Here is a 25055-nt window from a genome sequence, read left to right as displayed (position 1 = left end):
AATGTTTTTCAATTAGAGAATTACGATACTAGATTTATACTTAAATTACAATAAAGGAGTGGATTTATATGGAAATATTACAAATTAAGAAACTTACTAAAGTTTATAATGCTTTTAAGGATGCAAAGGAAGTTATAGCACTTAATGAGATAAGTTTTAATGTGGACAAGGGTGAGTTTATAGGCATAATGGGACCTAGTGGAAGTGGGAAAACTACATTATTAAATATATTATCTGGTATAGACAAAGCTACCTCAGGAGAAGTTCATATTAATGGACAAGATATTATCAAAATGAAAAAGGATGAGCTAGCCTTATTTAGAAGAAGGAAGGTTGGTTTTATATTTCAAGATTTTAATCTTTTAGATAGTTTAAATGTTAAAGAGAATATATCATTTCCTTTAATAATAGATAAAGTTAATCCCCGGGAAATAGAGAAGAAAGTTAAAGATATTATGAAGTACCTAGGTATAGAAGAGCTACAGAAAAAGTACCCTTATAATATATCAGGCGGAGAAAAACAAAGAACCGCAGTTGCTAGAGCACTCATATGTGAACCTTCAGTTATATTTGCAGATGAACCAACAGGTAATTTAGATTCAAAGTCTTCTAAAAATATAATGACAACTTTTAAGAATATGAATGAGGAAAGAAGCGCTACAGTAATTATGGTAACTCATGATGCATTTGCAGCATCTTTCTGCAAAAAAATAATTTTCATAAAGGATGGGGCTATAAAATTAGAGATAATATCAGAGGGTGATAGAAATAAATTCTTTGATAAAATACTAGAAGCTCAAAGTGTTATAGGAGGGGAGAAATAATGACCTTTTCTTCTATAATTATAAAGAATATTAAGTTTAATTTCAAAAAATATATAGCTTACTTTATAGCTAATAGCTTTATTATTGCTGTTTTGTTAATGTATGGTAGTTTAGTGTTTAGTAAGGAATTTACAGAGGGTTCTAAGGCTACTGGTTTAACGGATAACGTAATGACTACGTTGATGATCATGATTGTATTTTCAATTGTCTTTATTTCCTATACAACTATATCTTTTATAAGATATAGGGGTAAAGAATTTGGAGTGTATTTGACTTTAGGGGTTACTACTAGGGATTTAAGGAAGATATTATTTATTGAAAATATTCTAATATTATTTGCATCGCTGGTAGTGGGCATGATAGTTGGAACCTTGTTTTCTAGGCTGTTTTATATGGTAATAGGCAAAATACTTTGGATTGATAATTTTACACCTAGTCTGAATATAAAGACCTATTCTATGTGTTTAGCTATAGCCATAATTATTTTCTTAATAAATTCAATGTTTCAGCTGATATTTGTAGGAAGGCTGTCCATAATGGAACTTATAAAATCATCTTCTAAAGCGGAGGTAGGTAAGAACAATTTTATAATTGGGGCAATAGCTTTGATAGCATTAATAACAGCATTGTATCTCTTTCCTAAAATAGTTAACCAAGAAATATTTATAGGCAGTGAAAGCGCACTGCTCATAATTATTATAATAACAATAATAGCACCTTATTTCATAATAGGATCATTAATATCTATGGTAAATATAGTGCTTATGAATTTTAAAAAGACATACAATAAGAACCTTTTAGTATTATCTAGTGTGCAGCATAAATTTATATCTTATAAAAGTGTTATTTATTTAGTTTTAATATTGGCAGCAGCAGCTATTACTTTAATAAGCATGACATATAGTATGTATGCCACAATAGAAAAAGATACAAACAATAGATATCCTTACGATATTAGCTTTATCCAAAATGATAAACTTAATAAAATATCAGAACAGGAGATTAAAAACATATCAAAATCTAGTGGTGGAGAAATAAAGCAATATAAAATTTTAGAAAACATAGATCTTATGGATTATAGAGCTTATGAAGGTAAGGTTACAGTAGGTAGAAATATTGCTGTCATAAGTGAGACCAATTACAATGATCATATGGGGACAAATGTGGTTGTTAATAAGGGGGAACTACTACAGGTACTTAACTCTCCTGCAAGTAATAAATATAAAGATAGTGACGTAATTATTAATTTCAATGATTTGTCTAAACAAAAAGAACAAACGTCAAAGTTTGAAGAAGGCAATAATGTAACACGGATAGATGATTTTTTAGCTGCTATGGATAAGGATAGCTATATATATGTTGAAAAAAATAAAAAGAGATACACAGAAGGCAAATATACTAACGAATCTTATTCATTGGATTATTCAAGGAGAACAGCTCTTATAATTAATGATAATGATTATAGAAGAATAAAGGAGAAATTAGGACCACAGGTTGTTTCTTATGACCATTTAATTAAGTTAAAAGACCCTAAGGATTATAAAAGTTTTAATGTTATTTCAAGTGAATTAAGAAGATTAAATCACGGAGATGAGTCTTTAAAACCAGAATTTAAACAGCAAATTTTAGAAGAAAATATAAAAGAAAATGGCTTTATGCTTTTCTCAAGTTTATTTTTAGGAATGATGTTTTTAATAGCCAGTGGAGTGGTATTGTATTTCAAGGTGTTAACCGGTGTTGATGAAGAAAAGGAAAGGGCAAAAAAACTGGTTCAATTAGGTATGACAGATAGTGAGGTATCAAAGGTTTTAACAAAGGAACTAGCAATAATTTTTTTTACCCCAGTAGTTTTAGCTGTCAGTTTAATAACATATTTTTTATCAATAGTATTTGGAGTTGTACCAAATGGAGATTATATGTTTAATAAATCACTTATTGTGATTGTAGCTTATATAGTTTTACAAATGGTAGCTTTCTTTATTACAAGGGAGAGGTACACTCGGGAAGTAATTGGGTAGCATTATTTTCTGATTCGTTTATGGAATATATATTATTAGTAGTATAATTAAGCAAATATACTATTTCCTAGTAGTAAAATATTGTTTTATATGTATGAAAATAAAAGTACTAGGGAGTGATTAAAAAGGAGCAAAATAAATGAGTGAAGAGAAAATAATTAATACAACAAGAGAACCTAATACTATTAATACTATTTATCAAGATTTGATGAGGCTAGGCATAAATGGCAGTGATATTTTATTAGTTCATTCATCATTGTCAAAATTAGATTGGGTTTGTGGCGGCGCTCAGACTGTAATAACTGCATTAAGGAATGTTGTGGGAAGTGACGGAACACTGGTTATGCCAGCTCATAGTGGAGAATGGAGTGACCCTGCGCAGTGGAGCAATCCACCTGTACCAAAAGAATGGATACAAACAATATATGATAATATGCCAGCATTTGACCCTGAAATCTCACCAACACGAGGAATGGGGCGTATTGCAGAATTATTTAGAACATTTCCTAGCACTATACGGTCAAATCATCCACTTGTATCATTTAGTGCAAATGGAAAAGAGGCAATGCATATTATTGAAAATCATCCATTAACTCCACAGCTTGGTATGGATTCACCTCTTGGCAAAATGTATAATTTAAAAGCAAAAGTTCTTTTACTAGGAGTAGAATATAATTCTTGCACCAGTTTTCATCTTTCAGAATCACTTATAGATGAAATGTCTAAAGAACGTGTGGGTGCCACAATATTTGAGAATGGTGATAGGTGCTGGAAATGGTTTGAGGATTATGAGTATGATACAGAAGATTTTATGTTAATTGGAAAAGACTTTGAGAAGAATTATAATGTACAAAAAGGCATGGTTGGTAACGCACAATGTACGTTATTTGAAATGAAAGATGGAGTTGACTTTGCTAAGTCATGGTTAATTAAACATAGATTTGCTACTAGATTGATATGATTTATTTGCATAAGTTATTAATTTAAAGTTTTTTCTTGAATTATGATATAACAAAAAGTATATATTGCTATAATGCTTTCACATCGTCAAATCATTCTAAAATTTATTGTAATTACAGATGCTAAAAAATACAAACTATGCTCAAACATGTATTTTTATATACGCATATGTAACTAAAATAAATTAAGAATGACTACGACTTGTTCAAATGCATTTTACGCAATATATACTTTTGTTAGCATAATTTAAGGAAAATATTTCAACATCACATTTTTTTAAAAATCCATGTTTAGTTTTTAGATCACTTTGTTTTAATGTCATGCAAGATTGTCTCCTTAGGTGACAGATATATATAGAAGTATGAAATTTTTCCGGAAGTGCCCTAAAATAAGAAGTGCTGAAACATTGAAATTTTATTTAGAAATTCTTGTTTTGCTAATATTAAATTCAAAGGATACGTATCATATTAGCAGCCTACCGGCTAAAAGATTATTTGTGGAGATTATGGATATAAATTATTTTTTTATCTGCCAATCATATTAGAGATATATTAAGATAACTTCATAATAGGATACATTACGACAAAATAATAACTATTTTTATACGCTAAAAAAAGTATATATTACGTATAGTGCATTGAAGCGAGCTTTAGAACTTTTTGTTTTGACTTTGATTGTAAGGGTCGCAGGAAGAATTTCATTAATTGTGAAGGTTCAGTATTTATGTGTGTGAAAGATAGTGTATAATGAGTTTTACAGAAGCTTAGTTTGTGTAGTGAAAATTTACGTAAACAGCCCAGGACGGGCTGTTAGCACTTTTGAGACAGGACGTCGAATAAGTGCGTTAGGAAATATTTCACGGAATAAACTTAGATTCTGTTAACGAATGGCCTACTATCAGAACACCATAAATGTCGAACCTTCACAATATTGTTTTATCTTTATTTTATAGTTGTTACTGCTTTTTTACTAAATGTAGTGTTAACTATTGTATCAAAGTTAGGTCTCGTTGGTATTAGTGATGCTTTATAGGATTGAATTATATCCATAAGTTTTGTTAAGTTTTCGGTTGTTAATGTTGGGTTTGTTGAGAAGGCGTTTATATTTCTGTAGTTTTTTATAGATGAAATAAGTACAGCTTCATCTGTACCAGGGAAGTAGGACTTTATTGAGGTAATTACATCTTTGTCAGAATTACTATTAACCCATTTTTGACCCTTGTATATTGCATTAGTGAACTTCTGCAATACAGCTGGATTTTCTGTTATATAAGATTTTGTTGCAAAAAAACAGGTATATGGTATGATTCCAGCAGAATCGCCGACTGACGCTACAATATTTCCGGAATTATTATTGCTTAATGTACTAGCTGTTGGTTCAAAAAGAGCAACATAATCACCTGTACCGGCTTTAAAAGCACCAGCAGTAGCTGTGAATGCAAGGTTTGTAATAAGGTTTACGTCAACTCCAGGATTTATACCATGATTTTTTAAAACATATTCAAGAGCCATTTCAGGTACCCCACCAGGCCTTCCGCCGATTAGAGTTTTGCCCTTTAAGGATTCCCATTTAAAGTTTGCTTCAGCTTTTTTAGATACTAAGAAAGAGCCATCCTTTTGAGTTAATTGTGCAAAAATAACTGGGTAGTCTGTTCGTTTTTGATTGTAGATGTAAATAACTTGTTCTGGCCCTGCAAGACCAATATCTGAAGCTTTGCTTAAGACTTGTTGCATAGTTTTGTCGGCCCCTTGACCGGTAGAAAGATTAATATCCAGGCCTTCTTCTTTAAAAAAACCTTGAGATATAGCCGCATACATAGGAGCGTAGAATATAGACCGGACCACTTCATTTAATTTTACTTTTACGAGAGGAGTGGTCTTAGTTTTTGGTGTACAGCCAGAAAATAAGGTAGTTACTAATGCAAGGGAGAGAAATATAGAAAAAATCGACATTTTTTTAATTTTCATAAATACCTCCATATTATATAGTAGTTATGATTATATAATATGAAAAACAAAGTATATGTGACATTTTATATTTGGGGTAAGTTATAAAATTTATAACATTGACATATAAAAATTAGCATGTATAATGGAAATTAAATAATATATAACAATTAAACAATATTATATGGTATAGTTATATAACAATTAAAACATATTGTATGGTATAGTTATAGGACAATTAAAACATATTGTATAATAATATATAAAAGCTTAGATAAAGAGGAGTAGGGGAAAATTAGTATTAAGAGAGAAAGATCCATAGGCTGTAAGATCTTTTATATGAAAAACCTTGAAGGTTGCTTTGGAGCTTCTTAGCCACATTCATGTATTATGAATAGAGGGTATAAGGCGGTTTTCTTAATCGTTAAATTATAAAGAGCCTGCATTTTGCAGGAAAAAAGGTGGTACCGCGGAGCTTTTCGTCCTTTTACAGACGAAGGCTCTTTTTTTATTGTCTAAAAATTGGCGCTAAAAAAATCAATTTAATTTAGGAGGAGTTAATTATGGAAGAAAACAACAATATTGATAAAAATTACAATCCAAAAGATTTTGAAGAAAGACTTTATGCATGGTGGGAAGAAAAAGGTTTTTTTACACCAAAAGTTGATAAAGACAAAAAACCATTTACAATAATGATGCCTCCACCAAATATTACAGGAAAATTACATTTAGGTCATGCTCTTGATAATACTCTTCAAGATATTCTAATAAGAACTAAAAGAATGCAGGGGTATAACACATTGTGGCTTCCAGGCGAAGACCATGCTAGTATTGCAACAGAGGTAAAGGTTGAAAATGAACTTTTAAAACAAGGTCTTAAGAAAAAAGAAATGGGAAGAGAAGTTTTCCTTGAAAAAGTATGGGATTGGACTAATGAGTATAGAGCAAAAATAAGAGGTCAAATAAGAAAAATGGGGTGCTCTGTTGATTTTACCCGTGAAAGTTTTACTATGGATGAAAATCTAAATCATGCAGTAAGAGAAGTTTTCGTTAAATTATATAAAGATGGACTTATTTATAAGGGAAATAGGATAACTAACTGGTGCCCAAAATGCATGACTGCAATTTCAGATGCTGAAATAGTGTTTGAAGAACAAGAGGGACATTTTTGGCATATAAAATATCCAATAGTAGGAAGGTCTGAATTTTTAGAAATAGCTACTACAAGGCCAGAAACTATGCTTGGAGATACAGCTGTTGCAGTAAATCCTAAAGATCCTCGTTATACACATTTAATAGGTAAAACAATAATGCTTCCACTAGTAAATAGAGAAATACCAATAGTTGCAGATGATTATGTTGATATAGAGTTTGGAACAGGCGCAGTTAAAATCACTCCAGCACATGACCCGAATGATTATCAAATAGGTAAAAGACATAACCTTGCAGAAATAGTAGTTTTGAATGAAAATGCAGCTATTTGTGAAGGGTACGGAAAATATTCAGGCCTTGATAGATATGAGGCAAGAAAAGTAATGGTAGAAGATTTAGATAAGGCTGGACTACTTGTTAAAATAAAAGATCATGCTCATAATGTAGGTACTCACGATAGATGTAAAACTACTGTAGAGCCAATGTTATCTGAGCAATGGTATGTTAAAATGGAATCTCTTGCAAAACCAGCAATCGATGCAGTAAGGGAAAAGAAAACCAAGTTTGTTCCTGAAAGGTTTGAAAAGACATATTTCAATTGGATGGAAAATATTCAAGATTGGTGTATATCAAGGCAATTATGGTGGGGGCACAGAATACCAGTATGGTACTGCAAGGATTGTGGGGAAGTTATAGTTTCTGTTGATGCTCCAACAAATTGTAGCAAATGTAATAGCACAAATCTTAATCAAGATAAAGACGTTCTTGATACTTGGTTTAGCTCAGCATTATGGCCTTTCTCAACACTTGGTTGGCCAAATAATACAGAGGATTTAAAACAATTTTATCCAACGAGTGTTTTAGTAACTGGATACGATATTATATTCTTCTGGGTTGCAAGGATGATATTTTCAGGCCTATATAATTTAGGTGAAGTACCATTTGAAACAGTAGTAATGCATGGAATGGTAAGAGATGATCAAGGAAGAAAGATGTCTAAGTCACTAGGAAATGGAATTGATCCATTAGATGTAATAGATCAATATGGTGCAGATGCATTAAGATTCTCACTTGCAACAGGAAATTCACCAGGAAGTGATATAAGATTTTATGAATCAAGAGTTGAAGCAGCTAGAAACTTTGCTAATAAAATTTGGAATGCATCTAGATTTGTTATGATGAATAATAATTACGAATTGATGGCTAAATACAAGGATAGCAAAAACTACACAGTTGCAGACAAATGGATATTATCAAGAATGAATACTGTGACAAAAGAAGTTACAGAAAATATTGAGAAATATGAAATAGGAATATCACTTCAAAAAACTCATGACTTTATGTGGACAGAATTCTGTGATTGGTATATAGAACTTGTTAAACCAGTATTATACGCAGAGGATTGTGAAGCTAAAGGCATAGTATTAAATGTATTGAACAAAGTATTAAAAACCGGGCTTAAATTACTTCACCCAGTTATGCCATTTATAACAGAAGAAATTTATACTCATTTAGAGAATGAATATGAATCTATAACAATCGCTAAGTGGCCTGAATTTGATGAGTCGCTTAAAGACGAAAAATCAGAAGAAAAAATGAACTATATAATAGAAGCAATAAAAGATGTAAGAAATGCTAGGGTAGGAATGAATGTAGCACCTTCAAGAAAGGCTAAAGTATTTATATATGCTATAGAGGCAAAAGAAGCATTTGAAGAAGGAATGGTATACTTTCAAAAACTTGCATCAGCAAGCGAAGTGAAATTTTTAGAATCTAAATCACAAGCACCAGAAAATGTAGTTACAGTAGTAACTAAAGGTGCTGAAATCTACATGCCATTACTTGAACTTGTAGATTTAGAAAAAGAATTGGAAAGATTAAATAAAGAAAAAGATAAACTTAAAAAAGAAATAGATAGGGTAGAGAAAAAACTTTGCAATGAAAGATTCACAGCTAAAGCACCGGTTGAGGTAGTAGAAGAGGAAAAAGCTAAAGGTGAAAAATATAAAGAAATGTATAATTCAGTAATTTTAAGTATAGAAAATTTGAAATAGAATTTTATTTAAACTTTATGTATTTTGCAAAAACTATAGACTAGACATTACTTAAATGTCTAGTCTATAGTTTTTGTTGTAGTAAGAAAAATTTGGATGAAAAGATTCAATATTTTCAAAAAAAGAATATTGAAAAAAAAGAATAAAAAAGGTTCATGTCATTGAAGATTATGAAAGATATTAACAATAATAAAAAAATATGAAGTTTTCACTTGATTTATATTAATAATGTGGATTAAGGAGGATAAAATTTAATATTATCTGATAATAAAAATGAATAAATATACATAAAAACATTATTAAATAATAATTTTATGCATAATCAGTGATGAATATGAATAAAACATTAACAATATACAAATGAATTATAAACAATATAAAGGAATATGATATTAAATTGAAAATATTATATTGACATTTATTTATTTGTTTGCTAGTATTCTAATAATATTAAATATTACAAAAATTAAATTATTAATCTATTTCTCATTCAAAATTGAGAGAGACTGGACATATGAAGCTCGACAGCTTATATTTTATTTGAATGATGTTATTATAAGTATATTTACTTATAGGATGCGAAGCTGAATTTTGTACTGTTTTTCTTTGATTTTATTGAGAGGAAATTTCATTTATTTAGAAGTAATTATTTATTGATTAAAGGGGGACTATTAATGAAAAGCAAGAAAATTGTTTCAGTACTAATTGTAGCCTTAGTGTTAAGTGTGGCACTAGCAGGTTGCGGAGCTAAAAGTGGAGATAGTGCAGGTACTACAAAATCAACAGAGGCTAAGCTTGATGCCGATCAAACTGCAAATGTTTTAGGTTATGATTACACATCGCTTGATCCAGCAGTAGTTAGTGATCAGGAATCATTTACTACACTTACAAATGTTGATGAAGGACTAATGAGAGAAGTTTCTAAGGATGGTAAAACTGTAAATATTCTTGCTGGTGCTGATAAGATGACAGTTAGTGCTGACCATAAAGTTTACACTTTTCATATAAGAGCTAGTAAGTGGTCTGATGGAAAGGCAATTAGAGCTCAAGATTATGTATACGGATGGCAAAGACTCGCTAACCCAAAAGTAAGCCAAGATTATCTAGGAATGCTTAAGGAAATGGAAGTTAAGGGTGCAACTGAAACAGGAGTAGCTAAACCAAGTGATTTAGGAGTTAAAGCAATTGATGACAATACATTTGAGGTTACACTTAATGAACCAAATGCTTATTTCGAAAGTACATTAAGCTTTAAGGGATTAGTTCCGCAAAGAGAAGATATAGTGAAAAAATTAGGGGATCAATATGGTCAAAATTTCAAAGGTATGGTTTATAATGGAGCATTCGTAGTATCAGACCATGTAAAAAACGCTAAGGTTGTTTACACGAAAAATGCTAATTACTGGGATGCGGCTAATGTTAAGTTAACAACTGTTAATGCTTTAATAATTGATGAGCCAGCTACTTACAATAAAATGTTTGCTTCTCAAGAACTTGATATGATTAAAGGAGACACTGATTACACTGCTGCATTACAAAAGAAAGCAGAAGCAGGGGAAATTTCATATTTCAAGGGTTATAATCCATCAGTATATTATTATATTTTTAACAATAAAACTAAAGCATTATCAAATGCTAGTGTAAGAAAAGCACTATCACTCGCTTATGATAGACAAGTACAAATAACTACAGTATTTAAACAACATTATGTTGCTGAAGGTTTAATCCCTAGTAAGATAATGCTTGGAAAAGATGAATATAGAACAGTAGTACCAGAACCATTAAAAGCTGTTAAAGATGATCCAAAAACACTTTTAGCTGCGGGATTAAAAGAAGCAGGTTTAAGTCCAGATCCATCAAAGATTACTTTAAAATTATTAATGAAAAAAGCAACTTCACTTTCAACAGCTCAAGCTCAGTTTATTCAAGCTCAATATAAAAAAAATCTTGGAATAAATGTTTCAATCACTTATGCAGTAGATCAACCTTCATATTTTAAAGCTAGAACAGCTGGTGAATTTGATATTTGTGCTGGTGGTTGGGGAGCTGATTATAATGATGTTATTTCTTTCTTTAATGTATTTACATCGAAAAATGGAAATAACAATGGTAAATATAATAATCCAAAATATGATGCTTTAGTTGCAAAAGGAAAAACAGAATTAGATACTACTAAGAGATTAGCTATATTTAAAGAAGCTGAAGAGATACTTGTAGCTAAAGATGCTGCAGTTTCTCCATATTATTATATGGCAACTAATTCATTTACACAAAATTACTTAAAGGGAACGTACGTACCATTATTTAGCGCTTGGTTTGACCTTAAAACTGCATATATTTCAGGTAAATAGTAATTAGATTTTAATCAACACTGCAGCGAAGCTAATTGGGCTTTGTTGCAGTGATTTTATGATAGGGGGAAAGAATTTGTATGGCTAAATATATAATAAAGAGGATTGGCTATATGATCATAACACTTTGGATTGTTGCGACTATTACATTTGTGCTTATAAATGCTATACCAGGAGATCCTATAACTGCCTCCGCAGGTAAGGTTCTTGATAAAACAGTAGCTGCAGAAATTATGAAAAAATATCAACTAGATCAACCAGAGTATGTAAGATATGGTACATATATTAAGAGTTTAGTACACGGGGACTTAGGAATGTCAATACATTACCCAGGCCAGAAGGTTAATGATATTATTTCAAAAGAATTTCCAGTGTCATTAAGATTAGCTCTTCAAGCGGTAGGCATAGGACTTGTTTTTGGAATATTTTTAGGGATTATTGCGGCGTTTAAGAGAAATACATGGGTAGATTATAGCGTAATTTTCATTGCACTTATTGGAGTTTGCGTTCCGGGTTTTGTTTTAGCAATTATTCTGCAATATGGCCTTGGAGCAAAATTTGGTTTAAAAATAGCGGGATGGTCCGATAGCAGTCTATTCAATATATATAGATACTCATTATTGCCATCCATTGCACTTGCTATGGCTGGACTTGCATCAAATGCAAGGTTTATGAGGACTTCAGTGCTTGAAGTAATTAATCAAGACTATGTTTTGACTGCAAAGTCAAAAGGTGTTGGTAAGGTCTCTTTAGTATGGAAACATATTATAAGAAATGCCATATTACCAGTAGTTACAATGATAGGACCTAGAATAGCATATGTAATCACTGGTTCTTTAGTTGTAGAGAGCATATTCAGTGTGCCGGGGCTTGGTAGAGAATTAGTTTCTGCAATTTCTAATAGAGATTATACTGTAGTTATGTCATTAACTGTGTTTTTTGCTTTCTTGTACATTGTTTCTTTACTTATTGTAGATATAGTTTACGTTTTAGTTGATCCTAGAATTAAATTAACTCAAAGGAAAGGGTAAGGAGAGAAGGCATGAAAAAATATAGCAAAGATTTATTTAAAATTATAGGGTATTCGAAGAAAGATTTAGATGTTATGGTAAGACCTAATGTAAGTTATTGGCAAGATGCATGGAGAAGACTTAAGAAAAATAAAGTTGCTATGCTTTCTATGGTGATTTTGATAATAGTTATAATTATGTCAATTATAGGACCAATGATTTCATCAGTAAATTATCAAACTCAAAATTATGATATTTTAGATAAAAGTCCAATGGCAAAACATTGGTTTGGAACTGACAATTTAGGAAGAGATATGTTTGCAAGGTTATGGATGGGCGCGAGAGTATCATTAAGAATTGGGTTTATTGGTACTTTGATTGAACTTCTTGTTGGATGTGTATACGGCGGTATATGTGGGTATTTTGGTGGAGCCATAGACACAATACTTATGAGAATAGTTGAAATAATTGTAAGTGTACCATATCTTATTGTTGTTATTTTGTTGCTACTCGTATTACCAGCAGGAGAAGGAACAATAATTATTGCACTTTGTATTACTGGATGGACAGGTATTGCTCGTTTAATTAGAGGACAGGTTATGCAACTTAAAGAATCAGAATATGTTTTAGCTGCTAAAGCACTAGGTGCTAGTCCGACTAGAATTATTGGAAAACATCTAATTCCTAATACAATTGGAATTATACTTGTTTATATGTCTATGGATATACCTGCTTTTATTTTTGATGAAGCATTTTTAAGCTTTCTTGGGCTTGGTATTCAATCACCTAAAACTAGTTGGGGAGCATTAATTTTTGCTGGTCAAAGTCAGATGATGTTTCATCCTCATGAATTTATATTCCCAGCAATAGCAATAAGTGTAACTATGTTAGCATTTAATTTACTTGGTGATGGTTTAAGAGATGCTCTTGATCCAAAACTTAGACAGTAAGGAGGGCGAAAAAGCATGTCAAAGTTACTTGAAGTTAAAAATTTACGAGTTTCGTATCATACATATGCTGGAGAAGTTCAATCTGTAAGAGGCATAAGTTTTGAAGTAAATGAAGGTGAAACTCTTGCAGTTGTTGGAGAATCTGGTTGTGGAAAAACAGTAACAGCGAAGTGTCTTATGAGATTAATTCAAACTCCGCCGGGTGAGATCAAAGATGGTTCTGAAATATTATATAAAGGCAATGATATTTTAAAAATGAATAAAGAACAACTAAGACATTTTAGGGGTGCTGAAATTAGTATGATATTCCAAGACCCTATGACTTCTTTGAACCCTACTATGACTATTGGAAAGCAGATAGCAGAAAGTTTAATTATCCATAGAAATATGAAAAAACACGAGGCCATGGATGAGGCTATAAAGATGTTGAAACTTGTTAATATTCCAAATGTAGAGAGAAGGGCTAAACAATATCCACATGAATTTTCTGGCGGAATGAGGCAGCGTGCAATGATTGCCATTGCACTTGCATGTTCTCCTAAAATTCTTGTAGCAGATGAGCCTACAACAGCACTAGATGTTACAATACAAGCGCAAATAATGGATCTTATAAAGGAGCTTCAGAATAAACTAGGTACAGCTGTTGTCTTAATTACACATGATCTAGGTGTAGTTGCAGATGTTGCAGATAGAATTCAAGTTATGTATGCAGGTAAGATAATTGAGAGAGGAAATACGGATGAAATATTCTATAATCCGAAACATCCATATACATGGGCACTTCTTCAATCAGTTCCTAGATTAGAAACTGGTCATAAAGATAGTTTGTATTCTATTAAGGGAACGCCACCTGATTTGGTAAAACCACCAGTTGGTTGTCCATTTGCTCCAAGGTGCGAATATGCTATGGAAATATGTAAACAAGAAATGCCAGAAGCTACTATAATCAATGATACTCATGAAGTTTTATGTTGGTTACAACATCCGAATGCACCTAAAGTAGAAGTGCCATTTGAAATTGGGGGTGCAAAATAATGGCTGAAAATAAAAGCGAAGATTTAATTATAGTAAAAAATTTAAAAAAATATTTTGAAGTTGGTAAAAACGAAACACTTAAAGCTGTTGATGATGTTTCCTTTACAATTAAAAAAGGGGAAACATTAGGGCTAGTTGGTGAGTCAGGCTGCGGTAAGACCACCTGTGGGAGAACTGTAATGGGTCTGTACCCAGCAACATCTGGAGAAGTAATTTTTGAAGGCGTAAATATCCATGGACTTAAGGGAAAAGCTAAAAGAGACTTTTGTAGGTATGCACAAATAATATTTCAAGATCCTTATGCATCTTTAAATCCTAGAATGACCGTTGGAGATATTGTAGGTGAGGGTATAGATATTCATAAACTCTATACAGGAAAAAAGAAAGCAGAAAAAATTCAGGAAGTACTTCAACTGGTTGGGTTAAATAAAGAGCATGCATCTAGATTCCCACATGAATTTTCTGGTGGTCAGAGGCAAAGAATAGGTATAGCTAGAGCACTTGCCATAGAGCCTAAATTTATTGTATGTGATGAACCTATTTCTGCTTTAGATGTTTCTATTCAAGCTCAAGTAGTTAATCTATTAATTAAGCTTCAAAAGGAACTTGGTTTAACTTATTTATTTATAGCACATGATTTATCTATGGTTAAACATATATCTGATAGGGTAGGTGTAATGTATTTAGGAAAGCTTGTAGAACTTGCTCCAAGTGGAATTTTATATGAAGATCCATTACATCCATATACTAAGGCGTTATTATCAGCTATTCCTGTTGCTGACCCTATTGAATCTAAAAATAAAAATAGGATAATGCTCGAGGGAGAAGTTCCAAGTCCGATAAATACTAAACCTGGGTGCGGATTCCGTCAAAGATGCAAATACGTTATGGATTGTTGCGAGGATGAGACACCAGAGCTAAAAGAAATAAAACCAGGACATTCTGTAGCTTGTCATTTATTTAAATAATTTTCGAACATATAATTAAGAAAATGTAATTGGAAGAGTGATATCATAATTATCGCTCTTTCTCTTTTTTTATCTAATCTACATTAGTATTTGGTACAATAGGAATAAATACTATATCTATTTATAACAAAAGGTTGGTAACTGTTTCTAAGTTAGTATAGAATTTAATAGAAAGAAGTTAGTTTTGAAAGGAATGATAAACATGAATTATGATGAGGCTAGGTCTTATATAACAAATACAGCTAAGTTTGGTAGTAAACTTGGGCTTGATAGAACTGAAAAATTATTAGAACTTTTAGGAAATCCACATAAAAAATTAAAGTGTATACATATTGCAGGGACTAATGGGAAAGGTTCAACTTCGGCAATGGTGAGTAGTATTCTTGTGGAAGCTGGTTACACGGTAGGGTCATATATTTCACCATTTATTGAGGAGTTTGAAGAAAGGATACAAATAAATAATAAAAATATTTCTAAAGATGATTTAAGTGATATTATAACAGAGGTTTCTAAGGCTGTAGAAAAGGTAGTGGAACTTGGATATATTAATCCAACAGAATTTGAAATTATAACTTGTGCTGGATTTTTGTATTTTTATAAAAATAATATAGATTTTGCGGTTATAGAAGTAGGGCTTGGAGGAAGGCTTGATTCAACAAATGTAATTACACCCATTTTAAGCATTATAACATCCATAAGTCTTGATCATACTTTAATACTCGGAGATACTTTGGAAAAGATAACTTATGAAAAGGCAGGCATCATAAAGAAGGGAGTCCCTGTAGTTGTGTATCCACAGGAAAAACAAAGTTACGATGTAATAGAAAAAAAATGTAGAGAAAAAAAATGTCAATTAATAAAAGTACCAAGAGATTCGGCTGTATATTTAGGCAAAGAGAATTTAAAGCAGGTTGTCAGTACATTAATGGAAGGAAAAGTGCCTTATAACCATAATGCAATAACTCAAAAAATAGAAATTAAAACTTTAAATAATGATTATAGTATTGATTTAGCACTTTTAGGTAAGCATCAATTACTAAATTGCTCGGTAGCAGTACATGCTATAGAGGCTCTTATTGGGCAAGGCGTTATTATTAGTAAAGATAATATAATAGCTGGGCTTATAAACGTTGTGTGGCCAGCGAGGCTTGAGGTGATGAATAGAAGGCCTTTAGTTGTTATAGACGGTGCCCATAATATAGATGGTATTAAAAACCTTACAGAAAGCATTGACATGTATTTTAACTACAATAAGATTATATTAATTCTAGGAATTCTTGCAGATAAACAAGTTGAAGAGATGATAAAAACTATAGTTCCAAAGGTATACAGAGTTATTACTGTTACTCCTCACAGCGAGCGTGCAGAGCTTTCGGAAGAATTAAAAGTTCAAGTAGAAAAATATACATCAAAGTGTGAGTCAATTGAAGACTACGAGTTGGCTTATAAAAAAGCATTGAGCTACTGCGAGGATGATGATTTACTATTAGTGTCAGGATCTTTATACATGGTGGGAGATATGAGGAAAATAATACGAAATGTCCATATACAATAAGCTTTAAATAAAAAGACAAGGCTAATATTATAAAATATTAGCCTTGTCTTTTTATATATTAATTAAGCATTTGCAACGAATTCTTCAAGAGCTAAAGCTAATTGGTCAGGACAAGAAGTACTTTTGTCTCCGCATTTAATACCTTTAAGTTTTTTTATAGCTTCCTGAACATCCATTCCTTTTACTAAGGTTGAAATTCCAAGTAAATTACCTGCACATCCTCCTGTAAAACCAATTTCAGTTATTTTATTATCAACTATTTCAAAATCTATATTTCTTGAACAAACGCCTTTTGTCTTATAACTATACATATTTTATTCCTCCATCTTTCGAGAATTTATTAATCATACTAATTATTATATACTATGAAGTGTATTCTTTTCAAGAAATTAATTTTTATTAAAACATTGTTAGCATATTATAACTATTTTCATATTATGGTTATGAGGAGGTGAGGAATTTGAGAAACTTGTATGTATGTAGTACTTCATCGGATTGCATATCAAAGGTTAACCTAGATTTGTTTATAGAAGAAGAAAAAATATATTTGGATAAACAAAATCTCAAAAGAATTGGTCCTCATGGTATATATGTTTATGAAAATAAGATATTAACAGCTAATAGTTATGATAATAGTATTTCTATTGTTAATACTTATAATTATGAGATAGAGAGCTATTTTATAGGCATGCACTGTAATGATTTATCCGTTTATGATAATAAGGCTTATGTTATCTGTGGAGACTCTGATGATATAATAGTTTTTGATTTAGAGAAAAAAAACATTGTAGAGGCAATTCCTTGTGGTAATTCACCCCATAGTATTTATATTTGCAAAAAAAAGGACCTTATTTTAGTAGCAAATATGAATAGTGACAGTATAACATTAATAGAGTGTGCTCAGAATGGAAATATTAAAGAAATTAGGGTAGGAGCATATCCTACTAAAGCGGTAATTACTCCAGATGGAAATTATATTTTAGTTTGTGAGAGTAATATAGGTATGGACAATAAAGGATGCATTAATATTATTTCATTAAAAAATTGTAATGTATTAAATAAAATACCTGTTGGGAATTCACCTGTGGACATGTATTTTAATGGGGAATTTTGTTATGTATCAAATTTTGGAGATGGTACGGTGAGTATATTAGACATAAATAAATACAAAGAGATAAAAAGAATTGAAGTTGGAGGAATGCCTAGAGGAATACTTGAGGATGAAAAATATTTGTATGTAGGTGACAATTATAATAATTTGCTTTTTAGAATTGACAAAATAACAGAAAACAAAAAAGTCATTTCTATTGGCACAGAGCCTACAGGAATGACGCTTCTATAAGATGAAAAAGCTTCGATACGAAGGTTAGAAGCTTCAATAAGAAGATAAAGCTTCGATACGAAGATTAATCATCTATAAGAAGGTTTATTATTTTAGCATAAAGTTTAGAGGGTTCTTTTCTCCATTTGGTGCATAGATTTTGCGCTTGTTTGTTTGATGTTACACTAAGTTTAATATCTATAAGTGTAAAACTGTCTTCAGAAGCAATTAAATTAACTAAATAGTTGTTATTGTTTTCTATTGTATAATCAGCACTAACTGTTAATTCTTTCTTGATGTTTTCAATATGAGCTTTTAAATAATTATCAATAAGCCCAATCTTCTTTTCAGAAATTCTTTCTTTAAATAAGGATAGGACATTATCACCTTTTTGTGAAATGACCAATCTATGTTTACCCTTTTGCTCAGTATGCTTAATCAGGTTAGAAGCAATAAGTTCTGCAATATATTGTTGCAGGGTAAAATAATTTATAAAATTATTTTCTAAAATAATTTGTGTTATTTGAATATTGGAAATAGGGAGCTTTATTTTATAAAATATATAAAGTAAAAGAAGCTTATTTTCAGCTAATTCTAAAGCATCTTCAAACATATCTGTCCCTCCTTGTAATTAGCCTAATCAAAAACATTAGTGAATTGTCTTTTTTATGTAAAATTAACTATAAACAGTATAACATAAAAAGCACTGAAATAATTCGGTGCTATTAATTTTTATGTTTTATTTAAATTTTTATAAAATACAAATTATTAAGTTGAATTATACATATTTATTGAGTTTTAGAATATAAATTTAAAGTATAAGGTAGAAGGGGAGAATAGGATGGTATGAGTTACATAAAAAAAAATTAATAATATTTTGTATGATCTTCATCGGAGTTTCTACGGTTATAGGAATTTATAATTTTAAAATTAAGGGTGCATTTGTGGGATTACAGCGTAAATTACCAATTTACAATGTAGATACTAAGGACAAAAAAATTGCGATTTCATTTGATGCAAGTTGGGGCGATGACAAAACAGATGAGATATTAAAGATATTAGATAAGTACAATGCTAAAGCAACATTTTTTGTAGTGGGGGCATGGGTAGACCAGTATCCGGGTAAGTTAAAAATAATGTATGAGAAAGGGCATGAAATAGGAAATCATTCTAATAAGCATCCTATGATGACTAAAATATCTAAAGAAGAAATGATTAAAGAAATAGATACGACAGATGCTAAAATAATGGATATAACAGGAAAGGGAACAACACTCTTTAGGTGCCCATCAGGGGAATATAATAACTTAGTTGTTGAAACTGTAGAAGCTACGAATCATTATTGTATTCAATGGGACGTAGACAGTATTGATTGGAAAGAACAAGGAGCAGAAATTGAGTATAATAGAATAATAAAAAATGCCAAGCCAGGTTCTATACTTTTATTTCACAATAATGCAAAATATACACCTCAAAATTTAGCTAAAATTCTACAAAATTTAAAGGATAAAGGATATACATTTGTGAAAGTATCAGACCTTATATACAAAAAAAATTATTATATAGATGCAGCGGGAAAACAAATACAAAAATAAAATTTAAATGTATTGAAATTCAATGCGTATTTGTATTATAATGGGAATACCAATTAATATTAATTATGGAAAAATAAATATAAAAAAATTATTTAAGTATTAGGTATATTACATCAGAAAAATGAATACTTATATTCTAAGGAAAGTCTAATAAAAAAAACTAAGGGGAAAGAGGGATTATGATGGATAATGTTATGTTAAACAATAAGATTTATTTAGAAGGAAAGGTAGTATCTGAACTAAAATTTAGTCATGAAATGTATGGTGAGGGGTTTTACGTATTTGATTTTGAAGTATGGAGACTTAGCGAAACAACTGATATCTTAACAATAACAATTTCTGAAAGACTAATAGCAGGAATCGATATTAAGATAGGAAATGAATTCATAGTTGAAGGTCAACTTAGATCTTATAATAAATTTGTTAATGGATCTAATAGATTAATATTAACAGTATTTGCTAGAGATATTAAAATATGTGAAGAACGCAGTAAAAATCCAAATCAAATATTCTTGGATGGTTATATATGTAAAAATCCAGTATATAGGACTACTCCTTTTGGAAGAGAAATTGCTGACATGCTTTTAGCGGTCAACAGATTGTATAATAAATCCGATTATATCCCTACAATTGCTTGGGGAAGAAATTCTAGATTTTGTAAAAGTCTTGAAGTAGGAGATAATATAAGAATTTGGGGAAGACTTCAAAGTAGAGAATATCAAAAGAAATTATCAGATGATGAAGTTATAAAAAAAGTTGCATATGAGGTATCTATATCCAAAATGGAGAAAGTTAACAAAGATGGTGAAAGTATAGTAGAATCAAATAATATAGTAGAAGAAGAGCAGAGCTTTGAAGTTTTAGACGTTATATAGTATACAACTTTAGCTTTAGTAATCCTTTACTGATTTTATTGTAAGATACGTTAAAAACAGTGCACGCTTGAATACATGTGAGTTTGTACTGTTTAGTATCTTCCATTCATTACAGGTAAAAAGAACTTATACTATATGATGATTATATTTAATAAGTATAGTTAGTAAAAAAGAGCATATGTTACGGTAAATGCATTTGAATAGGCTTAGTAATTCTTACTAATTTTAATTAATAATACGTTAAGAAAAGTACATGTTTAAGCTTCTTAGCATTTACATTCCTTATAGGTTAAAAAGAATGTATATTGAGAAAAGATTGTATTTAATAAGTTTAGTTAAAAAGAGCATATATTACGTAAAATACATTCGAACAAGCGTTAGTAATTCTTTACTGATTTTATTGTAAAATACGTTAAGAACAGTACATGTTTGAGCGTATGCGAGTTTGTACTGTTTAGTATATTACAATAAAATTAGTTTAGAATTACTCAGCGAAGTGAGATGAATTTGTAGTAATATATGCTCTTTTAATTTACTCTATTTTCTTAAATCATCAAGTAATTTAGTTTTGTCTTTAGTTTTACTGTCTACATTTTTTATTATTTTTGCTGGAGTTCCAGCAACTACAACATTTTCAGGGACATCATTTACAACTACGGATCCGGCTGCAACTATAGAGTTTTTACCAATTTTTACTCCTTCGAGTATTACGGAATTTGCTCCAATTAAAACATTGTCTCCGATCTCACATGGACTTTTGCTTGGTGGTTCAAGGACTCCTGCGACTACTGCGCCTGCACCTAAATGAACTCTTTTACCTAGTTTCCCACGTGCACCAACCACAGCATTCATATCTACCATAGTTTCATCACCAATTTCAGCACCTATATTAATTACAGCGCCCATCATAATAACAGCATTTTTACCTATAGTAACCTTATCACGTATAATTGCACCTGGTTCAATTCTTGCATCTATATTTTTAAGGTCTATTAAAGGAATGGCAGAGTTTCGTCTGTCTTGTTCTAGTTTGGATTTTTTAATCCTGTTTTTATACTTTATTAGAAAGTCTGACACCTCTTCACTTTCTCCAAAAAGTATATAGAAATCTCCACTACCAAAGTTTTCTATATTTCCAAACTCACATTGTGATAAGTCCCCATCAACATAAAGTTTAATTGGGGTAGCCTTCTTAGCTTCTTTTATGTATCTTGCAATTTCATAAGGGTCTGTTAAATCATAATTCATCATAGTAACTCTCCTTTCGTATTATAAGTATTAAGCCAAATTATTTTTTTTATGCATTTTATTTTGTTATACATAATGTAAATGATATAACAAAATCTACATTAAATAAACAAAATGTTATCAATATATCAGAATAATTAAAAAAATACTGATTTTTATTCTATTATATAGTAAAATACTTATAATGCAAACACTAGAAAAGGATGATATAATGAATAATTTATTTTCAAACAACGTAAATAGAGTAGAAATCTCTGGAATTAGAAAATTTTCCAACAAGGTTACAAAAGTACAGGGAGCAATTTCACTTACACTTGGGCAACCTGATTTTCCGGTTCCTAAAAATATTAAAAATGCCATGATTAAAGCTATAGATGATAATAAAACTGGATACACAACTAATGCTGGTATTCCAGAACTTCGAAATGAAATTTCTAATTTTTTGAAAGAAATGGATATTAACTATTTAGCTGATGAAATAACGGTAACTGTAGGTGGAAGTGAAGCGCTTTTATGTATATTTGCAGCATTTTTAAATGCTGGCGATAAGGTTTTAGTGCCTACTCCAGCTTACCCGGCCTATGAGAGTTGTGTTAAGATTTTTGGTGGAGAAGTAATTAATTATAATCTTAATGAAGATTTTACCATTAATTTTGATCAAATAACTAAACTTATTGAGGAGGAAAATCCTAAGCTTTTAGTTATGTCTCATCCATCGAACCCGACTGGGGCAATATTATCATGCTCCGAGCGTGATAAACTTGTTAAAATATTAAAAGAGAAAGATATTTATATAATAAGTGATGAAATGTATAGCTCATTATGTTATGAAAAATATTATTCTTTAGCTCAAATTGATGAATTAAAAAACAAAGTAATTCTAGTAGGTGGATTTTCTAAGATGTTTTCAATGACAGGGCTTCGCGTAGGCTATGTTTGTGCAAGTAAATATATTATGGATAATATAATGAAAGTACATCAGTATAATGTTTCATGTGCCACTTCAATATCTCAATGGGGCGCATATGAAGGATTACTTTCTTGTAAACATGATGTGGATAATATGAAATTAGAGTTTGAAAAACGAAAGGAATATGTATATAAAAGATTAAAGCAAATGGGGATGGATATAACGCTTCCTAGAGGTGCCTTTTATATATTTCCATCTATAACTAGATTTTCTATGAGCAGTGAAGAATTTTGCAATAGATTGTTATATGAAGGGAAGGTTGCTGTTGTGCCTGGTTCAGCTTTTGGCACAGGCGGAGAGGGGTTTATAAGAATTTCATATTCTTATAGTTTAGAGGTGTTAAAAGAGGCTTTAGATAGAATGGAAAAATGGATTGCAACGTTATCACAGTGATTTATGTAGGTAGGTTATACATATAAAAAAGCCTTGGAGCGGAGAAGTATCCGTTTCAAGGCTTTATTTATTAAGGGCTAAAGTGACATATTAACAACATCATCCATGTTGTATAGACCTTTATCTTTTCCATATATAAATTCACATGCTTTAAGTGAACCTATAGCGAAAACATCTCTTGATATGGCAGTATGCTTGATTTCAATACATTCGCCTTTTCCTGCAAATATAACTTCATGATCACCTATAATGTTTCCACCACGAATAGCATGAATACCTATTTCTTTAGGTTGTCTTTTGCTTGAGCCATCTCTGCCTTTAACGTAGAACATGTCATCATTTATAGAATCCTTAATAGTATTTGCAAGAAGTAGAGCAGTACCACTTGGTGCGTCAACTTTCTGGTTATGGTGTTTTTCTATAATTTCAATATCAAAATCTTTATAAAGCATTTTACTAATATTCTTGAGTAAATTATTAACGATATTTATACCTATAGACATATTTGCAGAATGAAATACGGGGATTTCTTTACTTAGAGAATCAATCCTTGATAATTGCTCTGGAGAGAACCCGGTAGTACAAAATACAATAGGAATATTTTTTTCTTTAGAATACGTGCACAAACTATCTAAAGCATCCGGTCTTGAAAAATCTAGAATTACATCTACATCAACTTTACATTTTAATATACTGTCATAACATGGGTAGTCTAAATTAGATGAATCTCTATCAACACCCGCAACAATTGATATTGTAGCAGAATCTTTAGCCATTTGAGAAATAACTTTTCCCATTTTTCCATTGCAACCGTTTAAAAGCATTTTAATCATTAGTTTTCCTCCTTTAAAGGGATATTATATGATTTTAATTCTTTTTTTAGAAATTCTAAATTATTTTCGTACATTTCACATAAAGGTAGTCTTAAAGGCCCAACACACATTCCCATAAGATTCATAGCTGTTTTCACAGGGATAGGATTAGTTTCTATAAATACTGCGTTGTTAAGAGGAAGGTACCCAAGCTGAATTTCTAAAGCTTTTTCATGTTCACCATTAAAATATAACTCGCACATATTATGCATGTCTGTAGGAATTATATTTGCGAGAACAGATATAACTCCAATAGCGCCTAAGGAAAGTATAGGTATAACTTGGTCATCGTTACCTGAATATACATCTAAGTTATCCCTACATAGTGCTTTAATTTGAGCTATCTGACTTATATTCCCACTTGCTTCTTTAATTGCTACAATATTTGGTATTACGCATAATTCTAAAAGTGTGGTTGGATTAATATTCATACCTGTTCTTGAAGGAACATTATAGATAACGATTGGTGAAGTGACACTGTTTGCAATTGCTTTGAAATGTTCAATTAAGCCCTTTTGAGTAGTTTTATTGTAGTAAGGTGTAATAACAAGTAATCCGTCTACTCCTATTTTCTCTGCCCATCTACTCATACTTATTGCATCGGCAGTGCTGTTGCTACCCGTACCCGCAATTACTGGGATCCTCTTATTAACTAAATCAACTACAAATTTTATAGTTTCTTTTTTTTCTTGTTCAGTCATTGTAGAAGCTTCACCAGTAGTGCCACATACTATAATAGCATCTGTCTTGCTGGTAATGTGCCATTCTATTAATTCTTCAAGTTTCTTAAAATCAACTCCTCTTTCGTTAAATGGAGTGATTAGTGCAACGCCAGAACCTTTAAAAATACTCATAAGATTACCTCCTCATAGTTATATGGAAAATAATAATCATTAACTATATAACTATTTTATATTTACTACTATATATCTATTAATTTAGATCGCTTTTAGTGAAA

General features: G+C 30.9%; 20 protein-coding genes and 1 other annotated feature. Of the genes, 14 read left to right on the top strand and 6 right to left on the bottom strand.

Features of this window, described 5'->3' with window-relative positions:
* Nucleotides 1-68 precede the first annotated feature (68 nt).
* From A7L45_RS17920 to A7L45_RS17910, 3 genes are all read left to right on the top strand, one after another.
* Nucleotides 69-824 (top strand): ABC transporter ATP-binding protein, encoded by a 756-nt coding sequence (locus tag A7L45_RS17920; protein ID WP_071614049.1) that lies wholly within the window; start codon nt 69-71, stop codon nt 822-824.
* A complete protein-coding gene (locus A7L45_RS17915) occupies nt 824-2842 on the top strand; it encodes an FtsX-like permease family protein (protein ID WP_071614048.1) in 2019 nt (672 codons plus the stop codon). The genes A7L45_RS17920 and A7L45_RS17915 overlap by 1 nt, the downstream gene beginning before the upstream one ends.
* 139 nt (nt 2843-2981) lie before the next feature.
* Complete coding sequence (locus A7L45_RS17910) at nt 2982-3803, top strand: AAC(3) family N-acetyltransferase (RefSeq protein ID WP_071614047.1); 822 nt, start codon at nt 2982-2984, stop codon at nt 3801-3803.
* A gap of 940 nt (nt 3804-4743) precedes the next feature.
* Here A7L45_RS17910 and A7L45_RS17905 read toward each other — a convergent pair.
* Nucleotides 4744-5769, bottom strand: coding sequence for an ABC transporter substrate-binding protein (locus A7L45_RS17905; protein WP_071614046.1), 1026 nt, complete (start codon nt 5767-5769; stop codon nt 4744-4746).
* A 241-nt stretch (nt 5770-6010) separates the two neighbouring features.
* Nucleotides 6011-6238, top strand: a binding site (T-box leader).
* A gap of 73 nt (nt 6239-6311) precedes the next feature.
* Between A7L45_RS17905 and A7L45_RS17900 the strand changes: the two genes are divergently transcribed.
* The 7 genes from A7L45_RS17900 to A7L45_RS17870 all read left to right on the top strand — a co-directional run bounded on the left by A7L45_RS17900 (nt 6312) and on the right by A7L45_RS17870 (nt 16823).
* Nucleotides 6312-8954, top strand: a complete 2643-nt coding sequence (locus A7L45_RS17900; protein ID WP_071614045.1) for a valine--tRNA ligase — start codon at nt 6312-6314, stop codon at nt 8952-8954.
* A 674-nt stretch (nt 8955-9628) separates the two neighbouring features.
* Complete coding sequence (locus A7L45_RS17895; RefSeq protein ID WP_071614044.1) at nt 9629-11305, top strand: peptide ABC transporter substrate-binding protein; 1677 nt, start codon at nt 9629-9631, stop codon at nt 11303-11305.
* A gap of 80 nt (nt 11306-11385) precedes the next feature.
* Nucleotides 11386-12336: an ABC transporter permease gene (locus A7L45_RS17890; RefSeq protein WP_071614043.1), complete on the top strand. Its 951-nt coding sequence runs from the start codon at nt 11386-11388 to the stop codon at nt 12334-12336.
* 11 nt (nt 12337-12347) lie between these two features.
* Complete coding sequence (locus A7L45_RS17885; RefSeq protein ID WP_071614042.1) at nt 12348-13265, top strand: ABC transporter permease; 918 nt, start codon at nt 12348-12350, stop codon at nt 13263-13265.
* 15 nt (nt 13266-13280) lie between these two features.
* Complete coding sequence (locus tag A7L45_RS17880) at nt 13281-14300, top strand: ABC transporter ATP-binding protein (protein ID WP_071614041.1); 1020 nt, start codon at nt 13281-13283, stop codon at nt 14298-14300.
* Nucleotides 14300-15268 carry an ABC transporter ATP-binding protein gene (locus A7L45_RS17875; protein WP_071614040.1) on the top strand — a complete coding sequence of 323 codons (969 nt, stop codon included), beginning with the start codon at nt 14300-14302 and terminating at the stop codon, nt 15266-15268. Before A7L45_RS17880 ends, A7L45_RS17875 begins: the two co-directional genes overlap by 1 nt.
* 202 nt (nt 15269-15470) lie before the next feature.
* Nucleotides 15471-16823: a bifunctional folylpolyglutamate synthase/dihydrofolate synthase gene (locus A7L45_RS17870; protein ID WP_071614039.1), complete on the top strand. Its 1353-nt coding sequence runs from the start codon at nt 15471-15473 to the stop codon at nt 16821-16823.
* Nucleotides 16824-16885: 62 nt separating this feature from the next.
* Here A7L45_RS17870 and A7L45_RS17865 read toward each other — a convergent pair whose 3' ends face one another.
* Nucleotides 16886-17134 carry a TIGR03905 family TSCPD domain-containing protein gene (locus A7L45_RS17865; protein ID WP_071614038.1) on the bottom strand — a complete coding sequence of 83 codons (249 nt, stop codon included), beginning with the start codon at nt 17132-17134 and terminating at the stop codon, nt 16886-16888.
* Nucleotides 17135-17283: 149 nt separating this feature from the next.
* Here A7L45_RS17865 and A7L45_RS17860 point away from each other — a divergent pair, with 149 nt between their 5' ends.
* The gene (locus tag A7L45_RS17860) at nt 17284-18165 is read left to right on the top strand and encodes a YncE family protein (protein WP_071614037.1); all 882 of its coding nucleotides are present in this window, start codon (nt 17284-17286) and stop codon (nt 18163-18165) included.
* Nucleotides 18166-18229: 64 nt separating this feature from the next.
* On the opposite strand, the gene A7L45_RS17855 is transcribed toward A7L45_RS17860, so the two are convergent.
* Nucleotides 18230-18757 carry a DUF4364 family protein gene (locus tag A7L45_RS17855; protein WP_071614036.1) on the bottom strand — a complete coding sequence of 176 codons (528 nt, stop codon included), beginning with the start codon at nt 18755-18757 and terminating at the stop codon, nt 18230-18232.
* Between the two features lie 268 nt (nt 18758-19025).
* Between A7L45_RS17855 and pdaB the strand changes: the two genes are divergently transcribed.
* Both pdaB and A7L45_RS17845 read left to right on the top strand, forming a co-directional pair.
* Entirely contained in the window at nt 19026-19739 is a 714-nt protein-coding gene (pdaB, locus tag A7L45_RS17850) for a polysaccharide deacetylase family sporulation protein PdaB (RefSeq protein WP_071614035.1), read from the top strand.
* A 182-nt stretch (nt 19740-19921) separates the two neighbouring features.
* Nucleotides 19922-20614, top strand: a complete 693-nt coding sequence (locus tag A7L45_RS17845) for a single-stranded DNA-binding protein (protein WP_071615037.1) — start codon at nt 19922-19924, stop codon at nt 20612-20614.
* A gap of 537 nt (nt 20615-21151) precedes the next feature.
* Here the strand turns inward: A7L45_RS17845 and dapD are convergent.
* Nucleotides 21152-21862: a 2,3,4,5-tetrahydropyridine-2,6-dicarboxylate N-acetyltransferase gene (gene dapD, locus A7L45_RS17840; RefSeq protein WP_071615036.1), complete on the bottom strand. Its 711-nt coding sequence runs from the start codon at nt 21860-21862 to the stop codon at nt 21152-21154.
* Nucleotides 21863-22073: 211 nt separating this feature from the next.
* On the opposite strand from dapD, the gene A7L45_RS17835 reads away from it, so the two are divergent.
* On the top strand, nt 22074-23225 hold the full coding sequence (locus A7L45_RS17835; protein WP_071614034.1) for a pyridoxal phosphate-dependent aminotransferase: 1152 nt from the start codon (nt 22074-22076) through the stop codon (nt 23223-23225).
* Nucleotides 23226-23302: 77 nt separating this feature from the next.
* Here the strand turns inward: A7L45_RS17835 and dapB are convergent, their stop codons facing one another.
* Together dapB and dapA are read right to left on the bottom strand one after the other, a co-directional pair.
* Complete coding sequence (dapB, locus tag A7L45_RS17830) at nt 23303-24058, bottom strand: 4-hydroxy-tetrahydrodipicolinate reductase (protein ID WP_071614033.1); 756 nt, start codon at nt 24056-24058, stop codon at nt 23303-23305.
* Nucleotides 24058-24951, bottom strand: coding sequence for a 4-hydroxy-tetrahydrodipicolinate synthase (dapA, locus tag A7L45_RS17825; protein ID WP_071614032.1), 894 nt, complete (start codon nt 24949-24951; stop codon nt 24058-24060). Before dapA ends, dapB begins: the two co-directional genes overlap by 1 nt.
* Between the last annotated feature and the right edge of the window lie 104 nt (nt 24952-25055).

The sequence above is a fragment of the Clostridium estertheticum subsp. estertheticum genome (assembly GCF_001877035.1).
Classification (GTDB): Bacteria; Bacillota; Clostridia; order Clostridiales; family Clostridiaceae; genus Clostridium_AD; species Clostridium_AD estertheticum.
Note: the sequence above shows the minus strand (reverse complement) of the source record. Positions and strands in the feature narration are given on the sequence as shown.

Bases quoted from the DNA above. Each gene is read 5' to 3' on its own strand.
- A7L45_RS17920 (WP_071614049.1), top strand. From the start codon at position 69: ATGGAAATATTACAAATTAAGAAACTTACTAAAGTTTATAATGCTTTT.
- A7L45_RS17915 (WP_071614048.1), top strand. From the start codon at position 824: ATGACCTTTTCTTCTATAATTATAAAGAATATTAAGTTTAATTTCAAA.
- A7L45_RS17910 (WP_071614047.1), top strand. From the start codon at position 2,982: ATGAGTGAAGAGAAAATAATTAATACAACAAGAGAACCTAATACTATT.
- A7L45_RS17905 (WP_071614046.1), bottom strand. From the start codon at position 5,769: ATGAAAATTAAAAAAATGTCGATTTTTTCTATATTTCTCTCCCTTGCA.
- A7L45_RS17900 (WP_071614045.1), top strand. From the start codon at position 6,312: ATGGAAGAAAACAACAATATTGATAAAAATTACAATCCAAAAGATTTT.
- A7L45_RS17895 (WP_071614044.1), top strand. From the start codon at position 9,629: ATGAAAAGCAAGAAAATTGTTTCAGTACTAATTGTAGCCTTAGTGTTA.
- A7L45_RS17890 (WP_071614043.1), top strand. From the start codon at position 11,386: ATGGCTAAATATATAATAAAGAGGATTGGCTATATGATCATAACACTT.
- A7L45_RS17885 (WP_071614042.1), top strand. From the start codon at position 12,348: ATGAAAAAATATAGCAAAGATTTATTTAAAATTATAGGGTATTCGAAG.
- A7L45_RS17880 (WP_071614041.1), top strand. From the start codon at position 13,281: ATGTCAAAGTTACTTGAAGTTAAAAATTTACGAGTTTCGTATCATACA.
- A7L45_RS17875 (WP_071614040.1), top strand. From the start codon at position 14,300: ATGGCTGAAAATAAAAGCGAAGATTTAATTATAGTAAAAAATTTAAAA.
- A7L45_RS17870 (WP_071614039.1), top strand. From the start codon at position 15,471: ATGAATTATGATGAGGCTAGGTCTTATATAACAAATACAGCTAAGTTT.
- A7L45_RS17865 (WP_071614038.1), bottom strand. From the start codon at position 17,134: ATGTATAGTTATAAGACAAAAGGCGTTTGTTCAAGAAATATAGATTTT.
- A7L45_RS17855 (WP_071614036.1), bottom strand. From the start codon at position 18,757: ATGTTTGAAGATGCTTTAGAATTAGCTGAAAATAAGCTTCTTTTACTT.
- pdaB (WP_071614035.1), top strand. From the start codon at position 19,026: ATGATCTTCATCGGAGTTTCTACGGTTATAGGAATTTATAATTTTAAA.
- A7L45_RS17845 (WP_071615037.1), top strand. From the start codon at position 19,922: ATGGATAATGTTATGTTAAACAATAAGATTTATTTAGAAGGAAAGGTA.
- dapD (WP_071615036.1), bottom strand. From the start codon at position 21,862: ATGAATTATGATTTAACAGACCCTTATGAAATTGCAAGATACATAAAA.
- A7L45_RS17835 (WP_071614034.1), top strand. From the start codon at position 22,074: ATGAATAATTTATTTTCAAACAACGTAAATAGAGTAGAAATCTCTGGA.
- dapB (WP_071614033.1), bottom strand. From the start codon at position 24,058: ATGATTAAAATGCTTTTAAACGGTTGCAATGGAAAAATGGGAAAAGTT.
- dapA (WP_071614032.1), bottom strand. From the start codon at position 24,951: ATGAGTATTTTTAAAGGTTCTGGCGTTGCACTAATCACTCCATTTAAC.